The sequence below is a fragment of the Candidatus Delongbacteria bacterium genome (assembly GCA_020634015.1).
Lineage (GTDB): Bacteria > CAIWAD01 > CAIWAD01 > CAIWAD01 > CAIWAD01 > JACKCN01.
In genome coordinates, this window is the sequence record JACKCN010000003.1 from 468,970 (window position 1) to 486,764 (window position 17,795).

Consider the following 17,795-nt stretch of genomic DNA (forward strand, 5'->3'; position numbering starts at 1 on the left):
CGGTCTTCGCGGACCGCCTATCTTCTTTTCCGGTCGCCATCACGCGAGGGCTTCCGGAACCGGTACCTCCACCCGGCGTCGGCCCGACGTGGCCAGCCAGACCCCACCCAGCACGATCCCGCCCCCCAGGGCCAGGCTCGCATCCAGGGGCTCGCCCAGCAGGCTGTGGCCAGCGAAGATCGCCACCAGAGGGACCAGATAGATGAACGAGCCGGCGCGCGCCGCCGGCATGGACTTGAGTACAGAACTCCACACGGAGAATCCGTAGACGGTACAGCCAATCGTCAGGAACGCCAAGCTGGACCAGAGTGGGGCGCCACCCTGGGCAAGGGTCAGGCCAAGATCGGGCGGCCAGAGCAGCAACAAGGGCAGACAACCCAGCCCCAGGGCGATTGTCAGCACAGTCAATGATCCATGCTGGGCGGAATAACGACGCAGGCCCACGCTGAAGATGCCCCAGCACAGCGGGGCACCCATGGCGATGACCGTGCCCAGCAGGTGCTGGCGCAACAGGGCCGGATTTGAATCACGACCCAGCACCATGACCAGCAGGCCGGCCAGGCTGAGAGCGAGGCCCGCGAGAGTGCGGCCTTGCAGGCGTTCCTTGAGCCAGAGTGAACCGAAGAGCGCGATCATGGCCGGATTGAGTGCGATGACCAGCCCCGCGTAGCTTGACGGCAGCAGGCGTTGCCCGCTGTTCAGGCACAGGTTGTAACCGGGAATGCCCACCAGCCCAAGCAGGAACAAGCGAAAGCATGTGGCACGATCGGGCAGCACCAGCCTGCCTCTTCGCCAGGCACCCAGGCCCAGCAGCGCGAACAGCAGCAGGGCGGCCGGCAGGAAGCGGACCGCCGTGAGGGCGAAGGGGTGCAGCCAGTCCAGGCTGATCTTGATGGCCGCAAAGGAAAAGCCCCAAAGCAGTACAACGCTCAGGGCCAGCAGGTCCACCAGATGACGGGAGTATTGTTTCATGGCCGAACTTAGGGAGTGTACAGGGTTCGCGCTTGAGCTTTTTGCTTGCATTGCCCGATCCCACTCAATACTCTTGGGAACCCGCGACAACGGAAACGTCGCCGGGGCACAGCCTGTATCACAGCCACATGGATCGCCTTCCTCCCCCCCCGGCGGATCCCGATCTCGGAGAAGATGTGAGTCTGCGACTCCTGCTTTGCGATCTCGACGGTACGCTGACCCCTACCGCCCAGATCGACGAAGCGTGTTTCACCATGGCCCTGGCTCAGGAGTTCGGTCATCGCATGGAAGCGACCGACTGGTCCAGCTATCCAGAGCAGAGCGACTGCGGTCTGAGCCGGCGCATTCTGAACGATGCCCTGGGACGCGAGCCCGGGGCCGATGAGATCCATCGACTGCAGTACCGCTTCCTCAGCTTGCTGGAGCAGGCGCGCTGCAGCAACCCTGAGCTGTTCCAGGCCAACGCGGGTGTGTTCCGCCTGCTCGAGCTGCTGCGCAATCGATCGGACTGGAAGGTGGGCATCGTGTCCGCGGGCTGGTGCAGCGCCAGCCGATTGAAACTGCGCTGGGCCGGCCTCGAGGAACTGGGCCTGCCCCTGTTCTGCCCTCGCGAAGGCACACCCACCAGCGCCCTGCCCGAAAGCAAGCGCAGCATTCTCGAGCGGGCCCGGGCGTCCCTGATCGCCGGCGAACCGAAGCAGTCCACGGCCATCTATGTGGGAGACAATCTCTGGGATGCGCGCATCGCCCTGCAATGTGGCCTGCACTTTCTGGGGCACGGACAGGGCGAGCACAGGGAGCGCCTGCAGGCCGCGGGGGCCGTGGCCGTGCTGAAGGATTTCGTCGATTCCGCCGAGATCCTCCGATTGCTGGATGAACTCTGCAGCAGCTCGTCCAGAACGGCAGCTCTGGACTGAGGTCCGGTTCCCGGCACGGCCATGGCGCGATGTTCAACCACGAGGAGTCTACATGAGCGACAGCGCGGCACTTCCCGAGTTGAAAATCCTGCCTCTTGGACCAGATACCTCTCAGCGATTCATCGAGTTTCATGCCACGCGTTTCCCCGATGCCGCGGAAGGCAGTGAAGGTGGGTGGTGCCAGTGTGTGGCCTGGTGGGTACCGCACTGGGTGGGATTCAACGAGCGCAGCGCACAGGAAAATCTGGAACTGCGCAGGCAGCTGCTGGCGATCGGGGTAGGCGACGGTTGGCTGGCCACTCTGGGAGACCGCACCATCGGCTGGTGCCAGGGCGGTGTCCGCGATCAGCTGGGCCGCATCGCCTTCCATTACAAGAGACCCCCGGACCCTGACTGCTGGGCCATCGGTTGCCTCCAGATCGCCGCTCCCTGGCGTCGAAAGGGCGTTGCGCGCCAGCTGGTCAAGGACGTGCTGGGCAAGATGCGTCAGGCGGGCGCTCACAGGGTGGAAGCCTATCCACGCCAGGGCCACAACTCCGACGCACAGAACCCGGGCGAGCTCTGGCCCGGACCGATGGAACTCTACCGTTCCCTTGGATTCCGCGTCATCGGGCGCAAGGGCCCGGTCCGGATCATGGGACTCGAACTCTGACTTTCGCCCGCCTTGAATTCACTTCCATGAACAGGATAGGCCGGTTCTGCCGGAAATCATCCAGAGTCTTCAACCCACCCCTGCAATTCTCCGATAGAGCACTGTCGTGGAAAGACTCCGTCTGGAGAGTTCCACCACTGAATCCCGTTTGCTGGATTCGGACAACAAAGGCAGGAGATATCCCATGAAAGTTCTGGTGGTCGACGACTCCAGCACCATGCGCAGAATCATCATCAATACCCTGAAATCAGCGGGCTACCCCGATGTGGATGAAGCGGGTGATGGCGCTGAAGCCCTGACCAAGGTCGACGGGGTGGGCTTGATCCTCACGGACTGGAACATGCCGGTCATGGATGGACTGACCTTCGTGAAGGAAGTCCGTGGCAAGGGCATTTCCACACCGATCATCATGGTGACCACGGAAGGTGCCAAGAACGAAGTGCTGGAAGCCCTGAAGAACGGAGTGAACGACTACATCGTGAAACCGTTCACCAAGCCGGTGATGGTCGAGAAGATCAACAAAGTGCTGGGAGTCTGAGAACCCATGCTCATCGATTCCCAGGTTCTCGATCGCTTCTCGGAAGCCCTGACCAGCACCCTTGCCATGATGGCGGGGGTTGAGACGGCTCCGGGAAGCGCGCTTCAGAAGCATGTGGACCTGTCCAATGGGGACATCTCCTCCGTGATCGGATTTGGTGGGGACTCGGTCACTGGCTGCCTCGTGTTGCATTTCAGCTCCGAGGCGGCACTGATGATCTACGAGAACATGATGGGGGAGAATCCGGGCGAGCTGAACACCGAAGTCCGCGACGGCATTGGAGAGATCGCCAACATCGTGCTGGGCAGTGCCAAGACGGCCTTTGCCGCAGAAGGAGTCGATTTTCAGATCTCGATTCCCACGGTTGTCATCGGAATCGGGCACCGGGTCAGGCTGCAGAGCAGTCTGCCGGTGATGGTGATTCCCTTCCAGCTGGGCGACAGTCCTTGTTCGATGGAAGTGGCCATCAAATTCGGCGCGAACTGATCGTCACATTTTTCCTCCAGGTGATACATTGATCAGCCGGAAGCCCCCGCTTCCGGCTTTTTCATGCGTGCCCTGACCACGGCACGCCATCATCGCGAGGTACCCATGGGCCCCACTCACCTGGTTTCCACGCTGGTCCTGATCCTGATCGGGCTGGCTCTTCACTGGCGGCGCCAGCCACTGCGCCATGCCCGGCTGATGCGCGTGGCCTTTCTGCTGGATCTGGGGCTGGTGCTGTGGCTGGAAGTCTCGCGGCACGCGGTGGAGACGGCCTTCGGGGGCGGGGGCGGCTGGATGCTGCCCTTTCATGTGACCGTTTCCAGCCTGGCGGCAATCGGCTGGGGTCTGCAGCTCTGGCTGGGCAGTCGACTGCTGCGCGGGCACAAGGTGCTGCGTGCACGCCATATCCAGGTGGGCGTGTTCTTTCTGGTCATGCGCCTGGCCAACTATGTCACCAGCTTTTTCGTGAGCGGCGTGGTCTGAGTTCTCCATTCTTTCGCGAAAACCATCATGCGTCCGGAGTTCCCAAGCCAACCTGCATAAAGGTTGCCGAGATCGAATCCGATATGCTGCAGGAATGAAATCATCTTGCAAGCAAAGGCGGACCAATGGAAGGCATGGAAGACCTGATCGGCGAGTTTCTTGTGGAAAGCCACGAGAACCTGGACGCGCTGGATCGCCACCTGGTCGAGCTTGAAGAGCAGCCTACCAACCAGGAGCTGCTTGCCTCGATCTTCCGCACGATTCACACCATCAAAGGCACCTGCGGATTTCTCGGTTTCAACCGACTGGAATCCGTGGCCCACGTGGGCGAAAATCTGCTTAGCCGATTGCGTGACGGGGAGATCCGCCTGGATCCCGATGTCACCAGCGGTCTGCTCTCCATGGTGGATGCCGTACGCGAGATGCTCTCCTTCATCGAGAAGGAGAACAACGACGGAGACGGCGAGTACAGCGACCTGATTGCGCGTCTCGCCAGCCTTCAGAAGAGTGCCGCCATTCACAAGGAACCCGCTGCGGCTGAACCTGTGGTGGCGGAAACACCGCCTGTGGCAGCCCCTGCGGAGCCCCCCGTCGCGCAGTCCGGGCCGACACCGGTCCAGGCGAACTCCACGGCGACTCCTTCCCCGGACATCGTATCCAGCGAACCGGCACCGTCCGCAAATCAGACTGCTCGCGCCACGGGCGAGAAAGATTCCCGCTCGGCGATCTCCGACAGTTCGATTCGCGTGGATGTGGCGCTGCTGGACAACCTGATGAATCTGGTGGGCGAGCTGGTGCTCTCCCGCAACCAGATCATGCAGCTGATGGGCGAAGTGGAGAACACGGGCCTGTATCTCACCGGCCAGCGCCTGAATCACATCACCAGCGAGCTCCAGGAAAGCGTGATGAAGACCCGGATGCAGCCCATCGGCAACATCTGGAACAAGTTTCCCCGCGTGGTCCGCGATCTGGCCCACTCCTGTGGCAAGCACATCCGTCTGGAAATGGACGGCAAGGAAACCGAACTGGACAAGACCCTGATCGAGGCGATCAAGGACCCCATGACCCACCTGGTGCGCAACTCTGTGGATCACGGAATCGAAACGCCCGAGCAGCGTCTGGCTGCCCGCAAGCCCGCGGAAGGAGTGCTGACCCTTCGTTCGCATCACGAGGGCGGCATGGTGATCATCGAAGTCTGCGATGACGGCGCCGGTCTGGATGCAGAGCGCATCCGTGCCAAGGCCGTGGAGCGTGGTGTGGTGACCCCCGAGCAGGCCGCGCGAATGAGCGAAAAGGAACTGCATGGCCTGATCTTCATGCCCGGATTCTCCACGGCGAAGACCGTGACCAACGTGTCCGGTCGTGGTGTGGGCATGGATGTGGTCAAGACCAACATCGAGAAGATCGGTGGCAGCGTGGACCTGGACAGCACGGCAGGCAAGGGCTCCACTGTCCGGATCAAGATTCCGCTGACCCTGGCGATCATCCCCGCCCTGATCATCACCTGCAGCAACGAGCGTTTCGCCGTTCCCCAGGTCAGCCTGCTGGAGCTGGTGCGCCTCGAGGGCGAAAACGCCCGCAAGAGCATTGAGATGATCTCGGGTGCTCCCGTGTATCGCCTGCGCGGCAAACTGCTGCCCCTTGTGTACCTGCACGATGAGCTGAAACTGCCGAGCACGCGCAACCCGGAATCGGATCCGTTGAACATCGTGGTGCTGCAGGCCGACAGCCAGCAGTTCGGACTGGTGGTGGACCAGATCAATGACTCCGAGGAAATCGTGGTGAAGCCCCTGGGCCGCCAGTTGAAGACGATTTCCCAGTTCGCGGGAGCCACGATCATGGGCGACGGCCGCGTGGCGCTGATCCTGGACGTGATGGGCGTGGCCCAGGGTGCCAATGTGATCTCGAAACTCAAGGACCAGGTCCTGCTGGATCGTGCCCGTGCCGAGGCGATTGAGGAACTGAAGACCGAGAGTCTGCTGGTGTTCCGTGTGCGTGACGGCCGGATGGCGATGCGCCTGTCCCAGGTCGCGCGGCTCGAGGAATTCGAGACCCACCGCGTGGAATCCGTGGGTGACCGCGAGGTCGTCCAGTACCGCGACGACATTCTGAATCTTGTGCGTCCCGGCCATCTGCTGCCCGAGAGGCGACGTGAAGCCCGGGGAGAGGCCCCCGCGGCCCAGAGTGGCATGATCAACGTGATCGTATACAACACGGGAGACGGCCAGAGCGTCGGCCTGGTCGTGGACGAGATCGTGGACATCGTGGACACGCGCCTGGAGGACATGCGTCCCCCGACCCGGGTAGGCACCGACGGCGTGATCGTGATCAAGGAGCGCGTCACGGAAATGATCGACGTGCGCGCCATGCTTGAAATGGCCAAATCGAACCTGTTCGAGACCGCAACGCATTGAGTCGCCGCAGGGCCCGGTGCCCGGAGGCTCCCCCACGGAGAAACAATGGACGCGAAGTACATCAACCCATTCATCAATGGTGCCACCAACGCTCTGGAGACCATGGCGGGGCTTGAACTGGAGCGCAAGACGCCCTATCTCAAGCAGGAAAATCAGACTCAGGGCGATGTCTCGGGCATCATCGGCTTTGCCGGCGAGAGCGTGCACGGAGCCGTGGCGATGAGCTTTCCCCAGCCTCTGGCGCTCAAGATCTACAAGCAGATGATGGGGGAGTCGGTCTTCAGGATCACGCAGGATGTGGAAGACTGCATCGGTGAACTGGCCAACATGGTCGCCGGTGGCGCCAAGACCGAATTCGCCGAAATGGGACTCTCGTTTCACATTTCGATTCCAACGGTGGTCGTGGGCCAGGGGCACACACTGGTGCAGCGGATAGACTCGCCCGTGATGGTGATTCCCTTTGGCGTGGGCAAAAGTCGCTTCCTGATGGAAGTCACAATGAAGCTGGGCAAAAATGTCTGACATGAACCTCGATACCCAGGAGACCGAGGTCTCCACGAGCCGGAACCAGCAGTTCTGCACATTCTTCCTGGGAGAGTTCTTCTTTGGTGTGAATGTGACACAGGTCCAGGAAGTCCTGCGCTGGCAGCCCATGACCGGGGTGCCACTCTCGGGCAGTTCGATCCAGGGGCTGATCAACCTCAGGGGGCAATTGGTCACGGCCGTGGATCTGCGGCAACGGCTGGAGATGCCTCCCTTCGAAGACGGTCATCAGCCGATGAACGTGGTGATCCAGCGGGATGATGGCATGGTCAGCCTGCTGGTGGACGAGATCTGCGACGTGGTGGAAGTGCACCAGGACAGTTTCGAGCGGGTTCCCGAGACCGTGCGCGGGGTGGCTCGTGAGCTGGTGCTTGGAGCCTACAAGCTCGAAAGCTCGCTGCTGCTGATTCTGGATGTGGAGCGGATCCTGGCCTTCGAAGCTGCGTGATCCGGGCGACAGTCATTGACAGGGGCGATTCCAGTCTGGAATCGCCCCTTTTTGCATCAGGAATCTTTCAGTCCTTCCTGTCGGAGCGACCCCGGGTACTCCATCCGCCCCTTCATGAAGTCGATATGAAGACATGCGCGATTCCCATCGTGCAAGCGAACGGTCAACGCCCACGGATCAGGGGAAATCATCCTCATGCATGCCTTCGTAATCGATGATTCCAGCGCAATCCGCAAGATTCTGCGCCAATATCTGCAATCGATGGAGATCGAGGTCACCGAGGCTCAGGACGGCCAGGACGCACTGGACAAGCTCAATGAGCGCGGATCCGCCGACCTGTTTCTGGTGGATTGGGAAATGCCCGTCATGACGGGCATCGAGTTCGTGCGAGCCGTGCGTTCCGAAGCGCGCTGGCAGGACATCCCGATCATGATGGTGACCTCACTCAACGAGCTGGAACGCGTGATCGAGGCCCTGGAAGCAGGCGCCAACGAGTACGTGATGAAACCCTGCACCCAGCAGGCACTCCAGGAAAAACTCGCTCTGATCGGCATCCAGGCGGACAGCAACTGATGGACCCCATTCGCGTACTCATCGTCGATGACTCATCCGTTGTGAGACGCCTGCTCAAGGAAGCACTGGCGCCCGCGGAGGATATCGTCGTCTCAGGAGCCGCCCCGGATGGTCAGTCCGCGCTGGACATGCTGGCGCGCGAGCTGCCCGATCTGGTGACTCTGGACGTGGAAATGCCCCGCATGGACGGGCTGACCGCGCTCAAGGAGATCCGGCGTCTCTATCCTCGCCTGCCCGTGATCATGTTCAGCACCCTGACCGAGCGGGGCGGGCGCTACACCATCGAAGCGCTCACCTGCGGGGCCAATGACTATGTGACCAAGCCCGAGCAGATGAAGGATGTGGACCATGCGGTGGAGAGCATCCGTCGGGAGCTTCTGCCCCGGATCCGCAATCTCAGCCAGCGTTTCCGCAAGCCGGATCGACACGCGGCAGCTCCGGTGCCCGCAAGCCCATCCCGTGTGATCCCCGCGCCGCCCGTGCGTCGCCCGATGAATGTGATGCGGCGCGTCGAAGGCATCGCGATCGGTGTGTCCACGGGAGGCCCCGAGGCCCTGCGCACTCTGCTGAGCGGTCTGCCGGCTTCGCTTCCGGTGCCCGTGGTGCTGGTGCAGCACATGCCCCCACTGTTCACCCGCATCCTGGCCGAACGGCTGGACGCGGAGTGCCCGATCCGGGTACGCGAGGTCGCCGATGGCGACACGGTACACGCTGGGACCGTGTACATCGCTCCCGGTGGGAAACACATGGTGCTGGACAAGGTCAATGGCGAGCTGATTCTGAAAACGAACGATGACCCGCCCGAGAACAGTTGCCGCCCCGCCGTGGATGTGCTGTTCCGTTCGGTCTCCCGGATCTGGGGACCGTCCACTCTGGCCGTGATCCTGACCGGCATGGGGGCTGACGGACGCGAAGGATGTCGCCGTCTGGCAGAACTGGGTGCGCAGGTGCTGGTGCAGGACGAGGCCAGCAGTGTGGTCTGGGGCATGCCCGGGGCCGTGGCAGCGGCCGGGCTGGCGGAGGAGATTCTCCCGCTGGACCGGATTGCGGCACGGCTTGTGGAGAAGTGCGGCGTGGGAAGGGTTCTTGTCTGATCCGCAGGGGCGGACTCAATCGTGAGGCACGGTGATGGCCTTGAATACCCGTGATTTCGAATACATCCGTGATCTGGTCCGTGTGCGGTCCGCCATCGTGCTGGACAACGACAAGGACTACCTCGTGGAGTTGCGGCTGTCATCCATCGTCCAGCAGGAGGGTTTCGCCTCGCTGCAGGATTTCATCACCCATCTGCGGGCCCAGCCCGTGGAGCTGATGCTCCAGCGGGTCGTGGACGTGATGACCACCAACGAGACCTATTTCTTCCGGGACGTCTTCCCTTTCGAGGCCCTGAAGAACGACCTGATTCCCGGACTGCTCAAGCAGAACGCAAGCTCACGCCGACTGCGGATCTGGTGCGGAGCCGCGTCCAGCGGGCAGGAACCCTTCAGTCTGGCGATGCTGCTGCGCGAGAACTTCCCGCAGCTGGCGACCTGGAACACGGAGATGGTGGCCACGGACATTTCCCACGAGATGATCGCCCGTTGCAAGGAAGGACGCTTCTCGCAGCTGGAAGTGAACCGCGGTCTGCCCGCGATGTTGCTGGTGAAGTACTTCCGCAAGGACGGCGACCAGTGGATCCTGAAGGACGATATCCGTCAGATGGTGCAGTTCCGGCTGATGAACCTGATCCAGCCCTGGAGTCTGCAGGGACCCATGGACCTGATCATGATCCGCAACGTGCTGATCTACTTCGATCTGGAAACCAAACGCGCGATCCTGGCCAAGGTCAAGAAGCTGATGGGGCCCCACAGCGTGCTGATTCTCGGCAGCTCCGAGTCGGTGCTGAGCATCGACCGCGATTTCGAGCAGATCAACATGGGGCGGTTCCTGTGTTACAGATTGAAGCAGGAACTGGCCCAGCCCGTGGCAGTGGCCGCCAGGATCTGAGGAAAGGAATCAAGCCATGTCGGACAACTCGCGAGAATTCACCCGGGTCATGGTTCGAGTCACGGTGAATCTGGCGGACGGCGAACGCAGCATCGTGTCTTCGCGCAGCCGTGACCTGAGCCTGAACGGAATCTTCCTGTATTGCGAGCCCACTCTGGAACCCGGCACCATCTGTGATGTCGGCATCGATCTGGGGGGCGAAGAGGGTCTTGTGATCCGGGCCCAGGCGCGCGTGGTGCGCGTGGACCCCGACGGTCTTGCCCTGGGATTCGAACATCTGGTGGGCAGCGACAGCCTCGAACATCTCCAGAATCTCGTGCGCTACAACGCGGGCGAGGTGGAGAACGTGGAAGAAGAGTTGCGCCGGCATGTGGGGTTGCGTGCGCGACCCGTGTGATCATCCCGGTTTCTGGGGGCAGCGGCTGACCGTTGCCCACGAGTGTGCGTGGAGTTTCGATGAGTCTGACGCGCCGTGCCTTCCTGCTTGTGCTTGTGATCCAGCTCCTCGGGCTGGGTCTGCTTGCTCTTGATGGCTGGAAACTGCAATCAAGCGTACATCAGGAACAGCTGCACAGCGAAAAGGTCGTCGAGCTGGCGGAGCTTCTGCGCCTGCAGGATGCCTTTTCGGACTTCTTCATGACCGTGGACCAGTTGCGGCGCAAGCCGGATACGGACATCGTGCGCCTTTCCCTGGTGGAATCGTCCCACATCATCGAGCTGATGGATGGACTGGAAACCGACCGGACGTCGGCGACCCAGGCGGAGCTGCTGGCTTCCCTGCGTGCCCAGTACTGGGGAATCGGTCAGGCGCTGTCCCTGCTCGCGGGGCGGGAGATGGAACATCGTGATGAACTCACCAATGCGGCGGTCACGGCCGTCTACTCCAGTACCTATCAACTGCAGGACCTGATCCGGAGCCTTCAGGACAAGCTGCACGACGACGAGCGCCTGCGGGAGCGTGATCTGCGCAACCAGCGCCAGGCCGTGTTCCTGGGCATGGGACTCTGGCTTCTGCTCACCAGCATTCTGGGAATTCTCTACAACCGGATCACTCTGCGCCCCTGGCGCGAGTTGGCGAAACTCAGGCCCGGCAGGATCAATCTGGAAGAGCTGGAGCGGCTGGAGTACTCCAACATTCCCGAACTGGTCGCGATCGGGCATACCCTTGGGCGGCTGGTTCAGGGTCGGAACAAGCTGCATCTGCGCCATCAGCAGGAAGTGGATCTGCTGAACCGGCAACTGGCCGAGAGCAACCGCGTCCGCAATGACTTCCTTGCCGGCATCAGCCACGAGATCAGAACGCCCATGAACAATCTGGTGGGCAATCTGGAACTGCTGGATGCCAGTCTGGGCGAGCAGGAAGACCGCCGGCTGATCCTCAGTATCCAGCGTGCCGTGGACGATCTGCTGGCCGTGATCAACGACCTGCTGGCCTTCAGTCGGCTGGAAAATGAAGCCCTGGAATTGAATCCGATCGAGTTCGATCTGGCCCAGGTGGTGGAAGCGATCTGTGATACGCATACCCATCTGGCCTACGAGAAGAGTCTGGATTTCGTCTGCATTCTGGAAGCGGGCCTTCCCGAGATGGTTCGCGGTGACGCGGGACGCCTGCGTCAGGTGTTGAACAATCTGGTGGGCAACGCGGTCAAGTTCACCGAGACGGGGCACGTGGAAGTGCGCGTCTCGCAGATGCATCACACGGACCGTCAGTGCACGGTCTGTTTCGAGATCAGCGACACGGGAATCGGAATCGCGCCCGACCGTCTGGCACACCTCTTCGAACCCTTCGTGCAGGCCGAAGGCTCCATGTCCCGCAGTCACGAAGGACTGGGACTGGGTCTCAGCATCAGTCGACGCCTGGTGGAACTGCTGGGGGGCCGGATCACCGTACGCAGCCAGCCGGGTCGGGGGTCGGTGTTCACCTTCAAGATCCAGCTGGACATCATGCGCGCATTGCGGGCCGCCGACGCCACGTCTCCGCCGCTGTTGCTGGTGGAAAATCACGCCGGGCTCTGCGAGGCCGTGCATGCCTGTTGCTCGGACCTTGGCTCACGCTCGACGGATGTGGACGATCTGGGCAGTGCCATCGAGCTGCTCAGGTATCCCGATGGCGAAGACTGGAATCGGGCGGTGGTCCTGCTCTCGCTGGGGGCCATCCAGAATGCCGACCGCGCTCTGGTGGACGAGTTCATCCGCGCACTGCCTGAAAGGTCAACTCTGGCGCTGCTGGTCCACGACGCCGTGGAGTTGCAGCCCTTGCTGGCGCTGCTGCCGCCGACCCAGGCCGTGATCCGTCGGCCGATACGGCGTACGGCCGTGCGGGCCCTGCTGGACAACAAGCGGACCAGCGGCATCATGGGTCTGCGCTGGGTTGAAAACCTGGCGCTGGAGACGGACTCCACCACGTCCGGATCGCCAACGCCCGCAAGTGAACCTGCCGCACCTCCGGCCAGGGGCGCATCGCCGTGGGACTCCTGGCGCATTCTGGCGGTGGATGACAACCCCGTGAATCTCAAGCTGCTGCAGAACCTGCTGGAGAAGCGGGGCTACCAGCTGCTGACCGCCGACGACGGCGAAACGGCACTCCAGGTTCTCGAGCACGAAACGGTGGACCTTGTGCTGATGGACTGCATGATGCCGCGCCTCGACGGTCTGAGTGCCACACGCCGGTTCCGGGAAAGGGAGAAGGGCCGCTGGACGCGCGTGATCGCTCTCACCGCCAACGCGGTGGGCGGTGATCGTGAACGCTGCATCGCCGCCGGCATGGATGACTATCTGGAAAAACCCGTGCGCCGGGCTGCGCTGTACTCCATGCTGGATCGCTATCTGCCTCCCCGTGAGATGCCCGATGAGATTCCCGAACCGGCGCTGAGCACACCCGTGGTCAAGGCCGTGGACGTGCAACGATCGGAGGAGGCTGTGATTGCCCAGGAGACCGCCAAGGAGCCGGACCGTCTCAATCTCAAGGTGATCCAGGACGATTCCGATGGCGACCACGAGTTCGAGAGCCAGCTGATCCAGTTGTTCATTCGCGATGCGCGACGCCGGATGGGCAGCCTCGAACAGGCCATTGGAGATGGCAATGCGGGCACCGTGCATCTGGAAGCCCATACGGTCAAGGGAATCTGTGCCGGTATCGGTGCCATGGCGATGTGCCAACTGGCTTATGAGCTTGAACAGCGGAGTTCCAGCGGCAATCTGGCCGGAGCCGGTGAATTGCTGGATTCGCTGCGGGCGGAATACGGTTACGTGGAGCAACAACTGGACGCGTACCTGCAATTGCAGGCAGACGGAGAGTGAGCTGGCCGGACAGCCCGGATTTTGCCACTCTTGACAAGGAGAACACGATGAGTACCTGGACTCCTGACGACTCGCTGGTCCCGCTGGATCAGGATCACCTTGACGTGATGACCGACGGGGATCGCGAATTCGCCGCTGAACTGATCGAGATGTACCGCATCGATACCCGGCAGCGCCTCGAAATCCTGCGTACCGCCCTGGATGGCATGGACTGGGAGCGCGTGGAACGGGAAGCCCACACCATCAAGGGTGCCAGCAGCAACGTGGGCACCAGTCTGGTGCGTTCGGTGGCATTCGAACTTGAAAAACTGGGGCATTCGGCCTCCATGGACGGGGCAGGGCAGTTGCTGGAACAGCTGATCCAGGAATTCGCCCGGGCCGAGGAAGCTTTGCAGGCCTGGTTGTCCCGGGAATGAACCCTGGCTGAACCCTGCCGGAAAGGACATCATGGGCGACACGACATCCTCCAGCAAACGACGAGTGCTCGTTGTCGATGACGATCCCGTCATCCGTGAGGTCTGTTGCCGCCTGCTTGAGGCCGGTGGGTTCCAGGTCGAGGACGTTGAGGATGGCCCCAGCGCCATTCAGCGGCTGCAACAGCCGGCCGATTCTCCGGAACTGGTGCTGCTGGACATGACGATGCCCGGCATGAACGGCGTGGACGTGGTCGTGGAGATGGAACGCTTGTGCCTGCTGCACCCTGTGATCATCACCAGCGGCTACAGTGACGACGAGGTGCGCGAGCGCCTGCCTTCCGACCGGGTCAGGGGCTACCTGCGCAAACCCTACAGCTTTCGCGAGCTGATCGACTGCGTGCAGAGCGTGATCCGCGAAACCCCAGCCTGACCACTCGCGAGTTGCCCCACCCACGGCCCGCTGCGCTTTCCCCGACCATGGGGATTTGCCACCTTGCGCGCCGCTGTCCCGTTGCTGCATCCCATCCCGCCGGAACCCAGGACGGAAGTGATTTCCGACCACGGAGCAGGTCCCCGACCTGCCGGATTCTCCGGCCACGCTCGAGAAGGAATCCCCGCCCATGCCACTTTCCGACGCCCTGCTGGGCAGTGCCGCCACCATTGCCCGTGGTCTGGCCATCGATGCGATCGCCGCCTGCAAATCCGGTCATCTGGGCCTGCCTCTGGGCGCGGCCGAAATCGGTGCGGTGCTGTTTGGCGACATCCTGCGCCTGGATCCCACCCAGCCCCGCTGGCTCAACCGGGACCGCTTCGTGCTCTCCGCCGGACACGGCAGCATGATGCTCTACGCCTGGCTCCATCTCTCGGGCCATGACCTCAGCCTGGACGACCTGCGGGCCTTCCGCCGGCTGGGCAGCCGCACTCCCGGGCACCCTGAATTCGGTCACACGGCCGGTGTCGAATGCACCAGCGGCCCCCTGGGTCAGGGAGTGGGCAACGCGGTGGGCATGGCCATGGCTGCCAGAATGCTGGATGCGCGCTGCCGTGACGGGCAGGAGGCGCTGTTGGACTACAAGGTCTTCTGTCTGCTGGGCGACGGCTGCCTGCAGGAGGGCGTGACCCAGGAAGCCAGTGCTCTGGCGGGCCACCACGGACTGGACAATCTGGTGCTGCTCTGGGACAGCAATCGTGTCACACTGGACGCCATGGCCAGCGAGACCCAGAGCGACGACACGGCCGCGCGCTACCGGGCACTGGGATTTGATGTGCGCGAAGTGGACGGGCACTCGATTCCCGAGTTGCGCAAGGTCCTGCGCGAGGCGCGTGACACGCGCAACGGAAAGCCCTGGTTCATCATCTGCCACACCGAAATCGGCCGCGGGATTTCCCAGGTCGCCGGAACACCCAAGGGACACGGCGAAGGCGGAGCCGCCTTTGCCGTGGAAGCCCGCGCCGCCATGGGACTGCCCGCCGAAACCTTCTTCGTCAGCCCCGAGGTGCGCCAGGCATTCGCTGGCCGAGCCGCGGAGCAGGTACAGGCCGCGGCGGCCTGGCGGACACGCTGGGCAGCCTTCGCGGCCTCGCATCCCGAGATTGCCACGCCCATCGACGCCGCCATCGCGCACCACCTGCCGGGCAATCTGCTGGAAGAGATTCCGCTGGCGGCCGAGGGGGGCAACGTGGCTACCCGGGTCAGCGCCGGCGAGGCCCTGAGCCATGTGGCACGTCAGGTCGACCTGATCATCAGCGGCAGTGCCGACCTGCACGGCTCCACACGCAACGTGATCGCGGGAGGAGGAGACTTCGGCCCCGACCAGCCCACCGGGCGCAATATCCGCTTCGGCATTCGCGAACACGCCATGGGTGCGATTCTGAATGGCATGGCCTACGACGGCATCATTCACCCCTCGGGTGCCACCTTCATGGTCTTTGCCGATTACCTGCGGCCCGCGATCCGGCTGGCTGCCCTGTCCGGTCTGCCTGTGGTCTACTTCTTCACCCATGACTCGGTGGGAGTTGGAGAAGACGGCCCCACCCACCAGCCCATCGAAACCATCAGTGCCCTGCGCCTGATTCCCAATCTGGACCTGATTCGCCCCGCCGATGCCGAAGAGACCGCCGGGGCCGTCTGTGCGGCATTCGAGCGTCAGGACGGCCCCACCGTGCTCTCCCTGAGCCGCCAGAACCTGCCCACCCTGGACAGCATTCCGCCCCGCATCCGCCGCCGTGGCACACAACTGGGTGGCTATATCGCCCGGGCCGAGGAGACCGATCTGGAACTGATCCTGATCGCCAGTGGCAGCGAACTGCAGCACGCACTGGCCGCCGCCAGCGAACTGGGCACGGGAGTGCGGGTGGTATCCATGCCCTGCATGGAGCGCTTCGCGCGTGAGCCCCATTCCTATCAGGAAACAGTCCTGCCCCCCGAGTGCACGGCGCGTGTGGCGATCGAGGCGGGCGTGGGCGAACTCTGGCGGCGCTGGGTGGGAGATCGGGGCCGCATCCTTTCGATCGAGCGCTTCGGCATGAGTGCTCCCGGAGACGTGATCATGCAGGAGCTGGGCATCACGGCAAAGGCCGTGATCGCCGCCGGGCGCTCGCAGCTGGGAGGTCGCTCGTGATTCTCAGCGACCTGACCCTCAAGGAAATGCTGGCCGATGGCCGGCTGTTGGTGGAACCGCTGGAAGAGCATTCGGTCCAGCCCGCCTCGGTGGACTGCCGTCTGGGCAGCCACTTCCTGGTGATCGAGCAGAATTCGATGGACGTGCTCAGCCTGGACAAGGAAATCATCTACCGCGAGTTCGAAGGTGACAGCATCACGCTGCCGCCCCACAGTTTTCTGCTGGCCACCACCATGGAAACCGTGCGCCTGCCCAACAATCTCACGGCCTTCGTGGAAGGACGCTCGAGCATCGGGCGCATGGGCCTGTTCATCCAGAATGCGGGCTGGGTCGATCCCGGTTTCGAGGGGCGCATCACGCTGGAGCTGTACAACGCCAATTCCCTGCCGATCCGTCTCCAGGCCGGACGCCGGATCTGCCAGCTGGTCTTCTGCAAGATGGACCGTGACACGCCCAACCCCTATCGCGGCAAGTATCAGGGCCAGTCGCGCTCGGTGGGCAGCCGGGTCTTCCTGGACGCGGACAACCCGGTCCTGCCGGGACAGCCCGAGCCCCGCCCGTGAAGGCGGCAACGTACACGGAACTGCTGGAGCAGGTGCGTACCCTGTGTCAGCAGGATCGGGCCTCCGCGCCCGAGGCCATCGTGGCCCTGCTCCATCAGCGACTGGAGGGCTGGGACTGGGTGGGCTGGTATCTCACGGATCCTGCCGATCCGCGCATGCTCGTGCTGGGGCCCTATCGCGGCGCCGCCACCGATCATACGCACATTCCCTTCGGACGCGGGATCTGCGGGCAGGCGGCCGAACGCGCCGCGAGCATCGTGGTGCTGGATGTGAGTCAGGAAGAAAACTACCTGGCCTGCAGCAGCGAGACCCGCTCGGAGATCGTGGTGCCCCTGCTGCACGAAGGCCGGGTGATCGGCCAGATCGATGTGGACAGTCATCGGGCGGGTCACTTCGGCGAACCCGAACGCCTCTTTCTGGAAGAGCTCTGCCGCATCGCCTGCCCTGTGTTCCTCGCCTGAGATCCGATCTGCCAAGCCACGGCCCCTGTCCTTGAAATGGAGGGCTGGGGCTGAAGCGCAGACACTGCTCGCCAATTCCACATCCGCGATGACACGGTGGCGCGTGCGACCGGAGTCCCGTGGCTGTCAGGTGCCGAGGGTCAGTAGCTGATCAGGAAGGGAATCACCATCAGGGCCACTCCCACGCCGATCATCCATGGTATGCTGGAGATGAAGTAGGGGAAGATCATCAGCGCGACACCGCAGGCCAGCGGGACGATGGACTGGCTTCTGCGGCCATACATGAAGAAGCCGAAGCCGATCATGCCGAAGCACAGGCCCCAGAGCAAGGATGAACTTGTCATGGGCGTCTCACACGGGCAAGGGACGGTGTGACGCTAGCACCCGTCGTGAAGAGGTTGATCGGATCCGGCCCGTCCTGT

At 62.8% G+C, this 17,795-nt stretch carries 20 protein-coding genes; 18 read left to right on the forward strand and 2 right to left on the reverse strand.

All coding sequences use genetic code 11. The annotated features are described in order from the left end of the window. Positions 1-39: 39 nt before the first annotated feature. Positions 40-972: a DMT family transporter gene (locus tag H6678_08630; protein MCB9473860.1), complete on the reverse strand. Its 933-nt coding sequence runs from the start codon at positions 970-972 to the stop codon at positions 40-42. A 176-nt stretch (positions 973-1,148) separates the two neighbouring features. On the opposite strand from H6678_08630, the gene H6678_08635 reads away from it, so the two are divergent. The 18 genes from H6678_08635 (at position 1,149) to H6678_08720 (ending at position 17,373) form a co-directional block, all read left to right on the forward strand. Beyond that, entirely contained in the window at positions 1,149-1,889 is a 741-nt protein-coding gene (locus H6678_08635) for an HAD family hydrolase (protein ID MCB9473861.1), read from the forward strand. Between the two features lie 52 nt (positions 1,890-1,941). Next, entirely contained in the window at positions 1,942-2,541 is a 600-nt protein-coding gene (locus H6678_08640) for a GNAT family N-acetyltransferase (GenBank protein ID MCB9473862.1), read from the forward strand. Positions 2,542-2,725: 184 nt separating this feature from the next. Next, positions 2,726-3,079, forward strand: coding sequence for a response regulator (locus tag H6678_08645; GenBank protein ID MCB9473863.1), 354 nt, complete (start codon positions 2,726-2,728; stop codon positions 3,077-3,079). A gap of 6 nt (positions 3,080-3,085) precedes the next feature. Beyond that, positions 3,086-3,565, forward strand: coding sequence for a chemotaxis protein CheX (locus H6678_08650; GenBank protein MCB9473864.1), 480 nt, complete (start codon positions 3,086-3,088; stop codon positions 3,563-3,565). Between the two features lie 63 nt (positions 3,566-3,628). After that, a complete protein-coding gene (locus H6678_08655; GenBank protein MCB9473865.1) occupies positions 3,629-4,048 on the forward strand; it encodes a hypothetical protein in 420 nt (139 codons plus the stop codon). A gap of 125 nt (positions 4,049-4,173) precedes the next feature. Beyond that, complete coding sequence (locus tag H6678_08660) at positions 4,174-6,462, forward strand: chemotaxis protein CheW (protein ID MCB9473866.1); 2,289 nt, start codon at positions 4,174-4,176, stop codon at positions 6,460-6,462. A 45-nt stretch (positions 6,463-6,507) separates the two neighbouring features. Further along, positions 6,508-6,984 (forward strand): chemotaxis protein CheX, encoded by a 477-nt coding sequence (locus tag H6678_08665; GenBank protein MCB9473867.1) that lies wholly within the window; start codon positions 6,508-6,510, stop codon positions 6,982-6,984. Between the two features lies 1 nt (position 6,985). Further along, positions 6,986-7,453 carry a chemotaxis protein CheW gene (locus tag H6678_08670; protein ID MCB9473868.1) on the forward strand — a complete coding sequence of 156 codons (468 nt, stop codon included), beginning with the start codon at positions 6,986-6,988 and terminating at the stop codon, positions 7,451-7,453. A gap of 195 nt (positions 7,454-7,648) precedes the next feature. Further along, on the forward strand, positions 7,649-8,026 hold the full coding sequence (locus H6678_08675) for a response regulator (GenBank protein ID MCB9473869.1): 378 nt from the start codon (positions 7,649-7,651) through the stop codon (positions 8,024-8,026). Continuing rightward, positions 8,026-9,120, forward strand: a complete 1,095-nt coding sequence (locus H6678_08680) for a chemotaxis response regulator protein-glutamate methylesterase (protein MCB9473870.1) — start codon at positions 8,026-8,028, stop codon at positions 9,118-9,120. The genes H6678_08675 and H6678_08680 overlap by 1 nt, the downstream gene beginning before the upstream one ends. Before the next feature lie 34 nt (positions 9,121-9,154). Beyond that, positions 9,155-10,012 (forward strand): protein-glutamate O-methyltransferase CheR, encoded by an 858-nt coding sequence (locus H6678_08685; GenBank protein MCB9473871.1) that lies wholly within the window; start codon positions 9,155-9,157, stop codon positions 10,010-10,012. A 16-nt stretch (positions 10,013-10,028) separates the two neighbouring features. Next, positions 10,029-10,409, forward strand: coding sequence for a PilZ domain-containing protein (locus H6678_08690; protein MCB9473872.1), 381 nt, complete (start codon positions 10,029-10,031; stop codon positions 10,407-10,409). A gap of 59 nt (positions 10,410-10,468) precedes the next feature. Continuing rightward, complete coding sequence (locus H6678_08695; protein ID MCB9473873.1) at positions 10,469-13,312, forward strand: response regulator; 2,844 nt, start codon at positions 10,469-10,471, stop codon at positions 13,310-13,312. A 47-nt stretch (positions 13,313-13,359) separates the two neighbouring features. Then, on the forward strand, positions 13,360-13,728 hold the full coding sequence (locus tag H6678_08700) for an Hpt domain-containing protein (GenBank protein ID MCB9473874.1): 369 nt from the start codon (positions 13,360-13,362) through the stop codon (positions 13,726-13,728). Between the two features lie 31 nt (positions 13,729-13,759). Further along, positions 13,760-14,158 carry a response regulator gene (locus H6678_08705; protein ID MCB9473875.1) on the forward strand — a complete coding sequence of 133 codons (399 nt, stop codon included), beginning with the start codon at positions 13,760-13,762 and terminating at the stop codon, positions 14,156-14,158. A 190-nt stretch (positions 14,159-14,348) separates the two neighbouring features. Further along, a complete protein-coding gene (locus H6678_08710; protein ID MCB9473876.1) occupies positions 14,349-16,349 on the forward strand; it encodes a transketolase in 2,001 nt (666 codons plus the stop codon). Then, the gene (gene dcd, locus H6678_08715) at positions 16,346-16,912 is read left to right on the forward strand and encodes a dCTP deaminase (GenBank protein ID MCB9473877.1); all 567 of its coding nucleotides are present in this window, start codon (positions 16,346-16,348) and stop codon (positions 16,910-16,912) included. Before H6678_08710 ends, dcd begins: the two co-directional genes overlap by 4 nt. After that, complete coding sequence (locus H6678_08720) at positions 16,909-17,373, forward strand: GAF domain-containing protein (protein MCB9473878.1); 465 nt, start codon at positions 16,909-16,911, stop codon at positions 17,371-17,373. The genes dcd and H6678_08720 overlap by 4 nt, the downstream gene beginning before the upstream one ends. Positions 17,374-17,513: 140 nt before the next feature. Here the strand turns inward: H6678_08720 and H6678_08725 are convergent, their stop codons facing one another. Beyond that, complete coding sequence (locus H6678_08725; protein ID MCB9473879.1) at positions 17,514-17,717, reverse strand: hypothetical protein; 204 nt, start codon at positions 17,715-17,717, stop codon at positions 17,514-17,516. Positions 17,718-17,795: the final 78 nt, after the last annotated feature.

Coding starts and splice junctions, on each gene's coding strand:
- H6678_08630 (MCB9473860.1), bottom strand. CDS start 972: ATGAAACAATACTCCCGTCATCTGGTGGACCTGCTGGCCCTGAGCGTT.
- H6678_08640 (MCB9473862.1), top strand. CDS start 1,942: ATGAGCGACAGCGCGGCACTTCCCGAGTTGAAAATCCTGCCTCTTGGA.
- H6678_08645 (MCB9473863.1), top strand. CDS start 2,726: ATGAAAGTTCTGGTGGTCGACGACTCCAGCACCATGCGCAGAATCATC.
- H6678_08650 (MCB9473864.1), top strand. CDS start 3,086: ATGCTCATCGATTCCCAGGTTCTCGATCGCTTCTCGGAAGCCCTGACC.
- H6678_08655 (MCB9473865.1), top strand. CDS start 3,629: ATGCGTGCCCTGACCACGGCACGCCATCATCGCGAGGTACCCATGGGC.
- H6678_08660 (MCB9473866.1), top strand. CDS start 4,174: ATGGAAGGCATGGAAGACCTGATCGGCGAGTTTCTTGTGGAAAGCCAC.
- H6678_08665 (MCB9473867.1), top strand. CDS start 6,508: ATGGACGCGAAGTACATCAACCCATTCATCAATGGTGCCACCAACGCT.
- H6678_08670 (MCB9473868.1), top strand. CDS start 6,986: ATGAACCTCGATACCCAGGAGACCGAGGTCTCCACGAGCCGGAACCAG.
- H6678_08675 (MCB9473869.1), top strand. CDS start 7,649: ATGCATGCCTTCGTAATCGATGATTCCAGCGCAATCCGCAAGATTCTG.
- H6678_08680 (MCB9473870.1), top strand. CDS start 8,026: ATGGACCCCATTCGCGTACTCATCGTCGATGACTCATCCGTTGTGAGA.
- H6678_08685 (MCB9473871.1), top strand. CDS start 9,155: ATGGCCTTGAATACCCGTGATTTCGAATACATCCGTGATCTGGTCCGT.
- H6678_08690 (MCB9473872.1), top strand. CDS start 10,029: ATGTCGGACAACTCGCGAGAATTCACCCGGGTCATGGTTCGAGTCACG.
- H6678_08695 (MCB9473873.1), top strand. CDS start 10,469: ATGAGTCTGACGCGCCGTGCCTTCCTGCTTGTGCTTGTGATCCAGCTC.
- H6678_08700 (MCB9473874.1), top strand. CDS start 13,360: ATGAGTACCTGGACTCCTGACGACTCGCTGGTCCCGCTGGATCAGGAT.
- H6678_08705 (MCB9473875.1), top strand. CDS start 13,760: ATGGGCGACACGACATCCTCCAGCAAACGACGAGTGCTCGTTGTCGAT.
- H6678_08710 (MCB9473876.1), top strand. CDS start 14,349: ATGCCACTTTCCGACGCCCTGCTGGGCAGTGCCGCCACCATTGCCCGT.
- H6678_08725 (MCB9473879.1), bottom strand. CDS start 17,717: ATGACAAGTTCATCCTTGCTCTGGGGCCTGTGCTTCGGCATGATCGGC.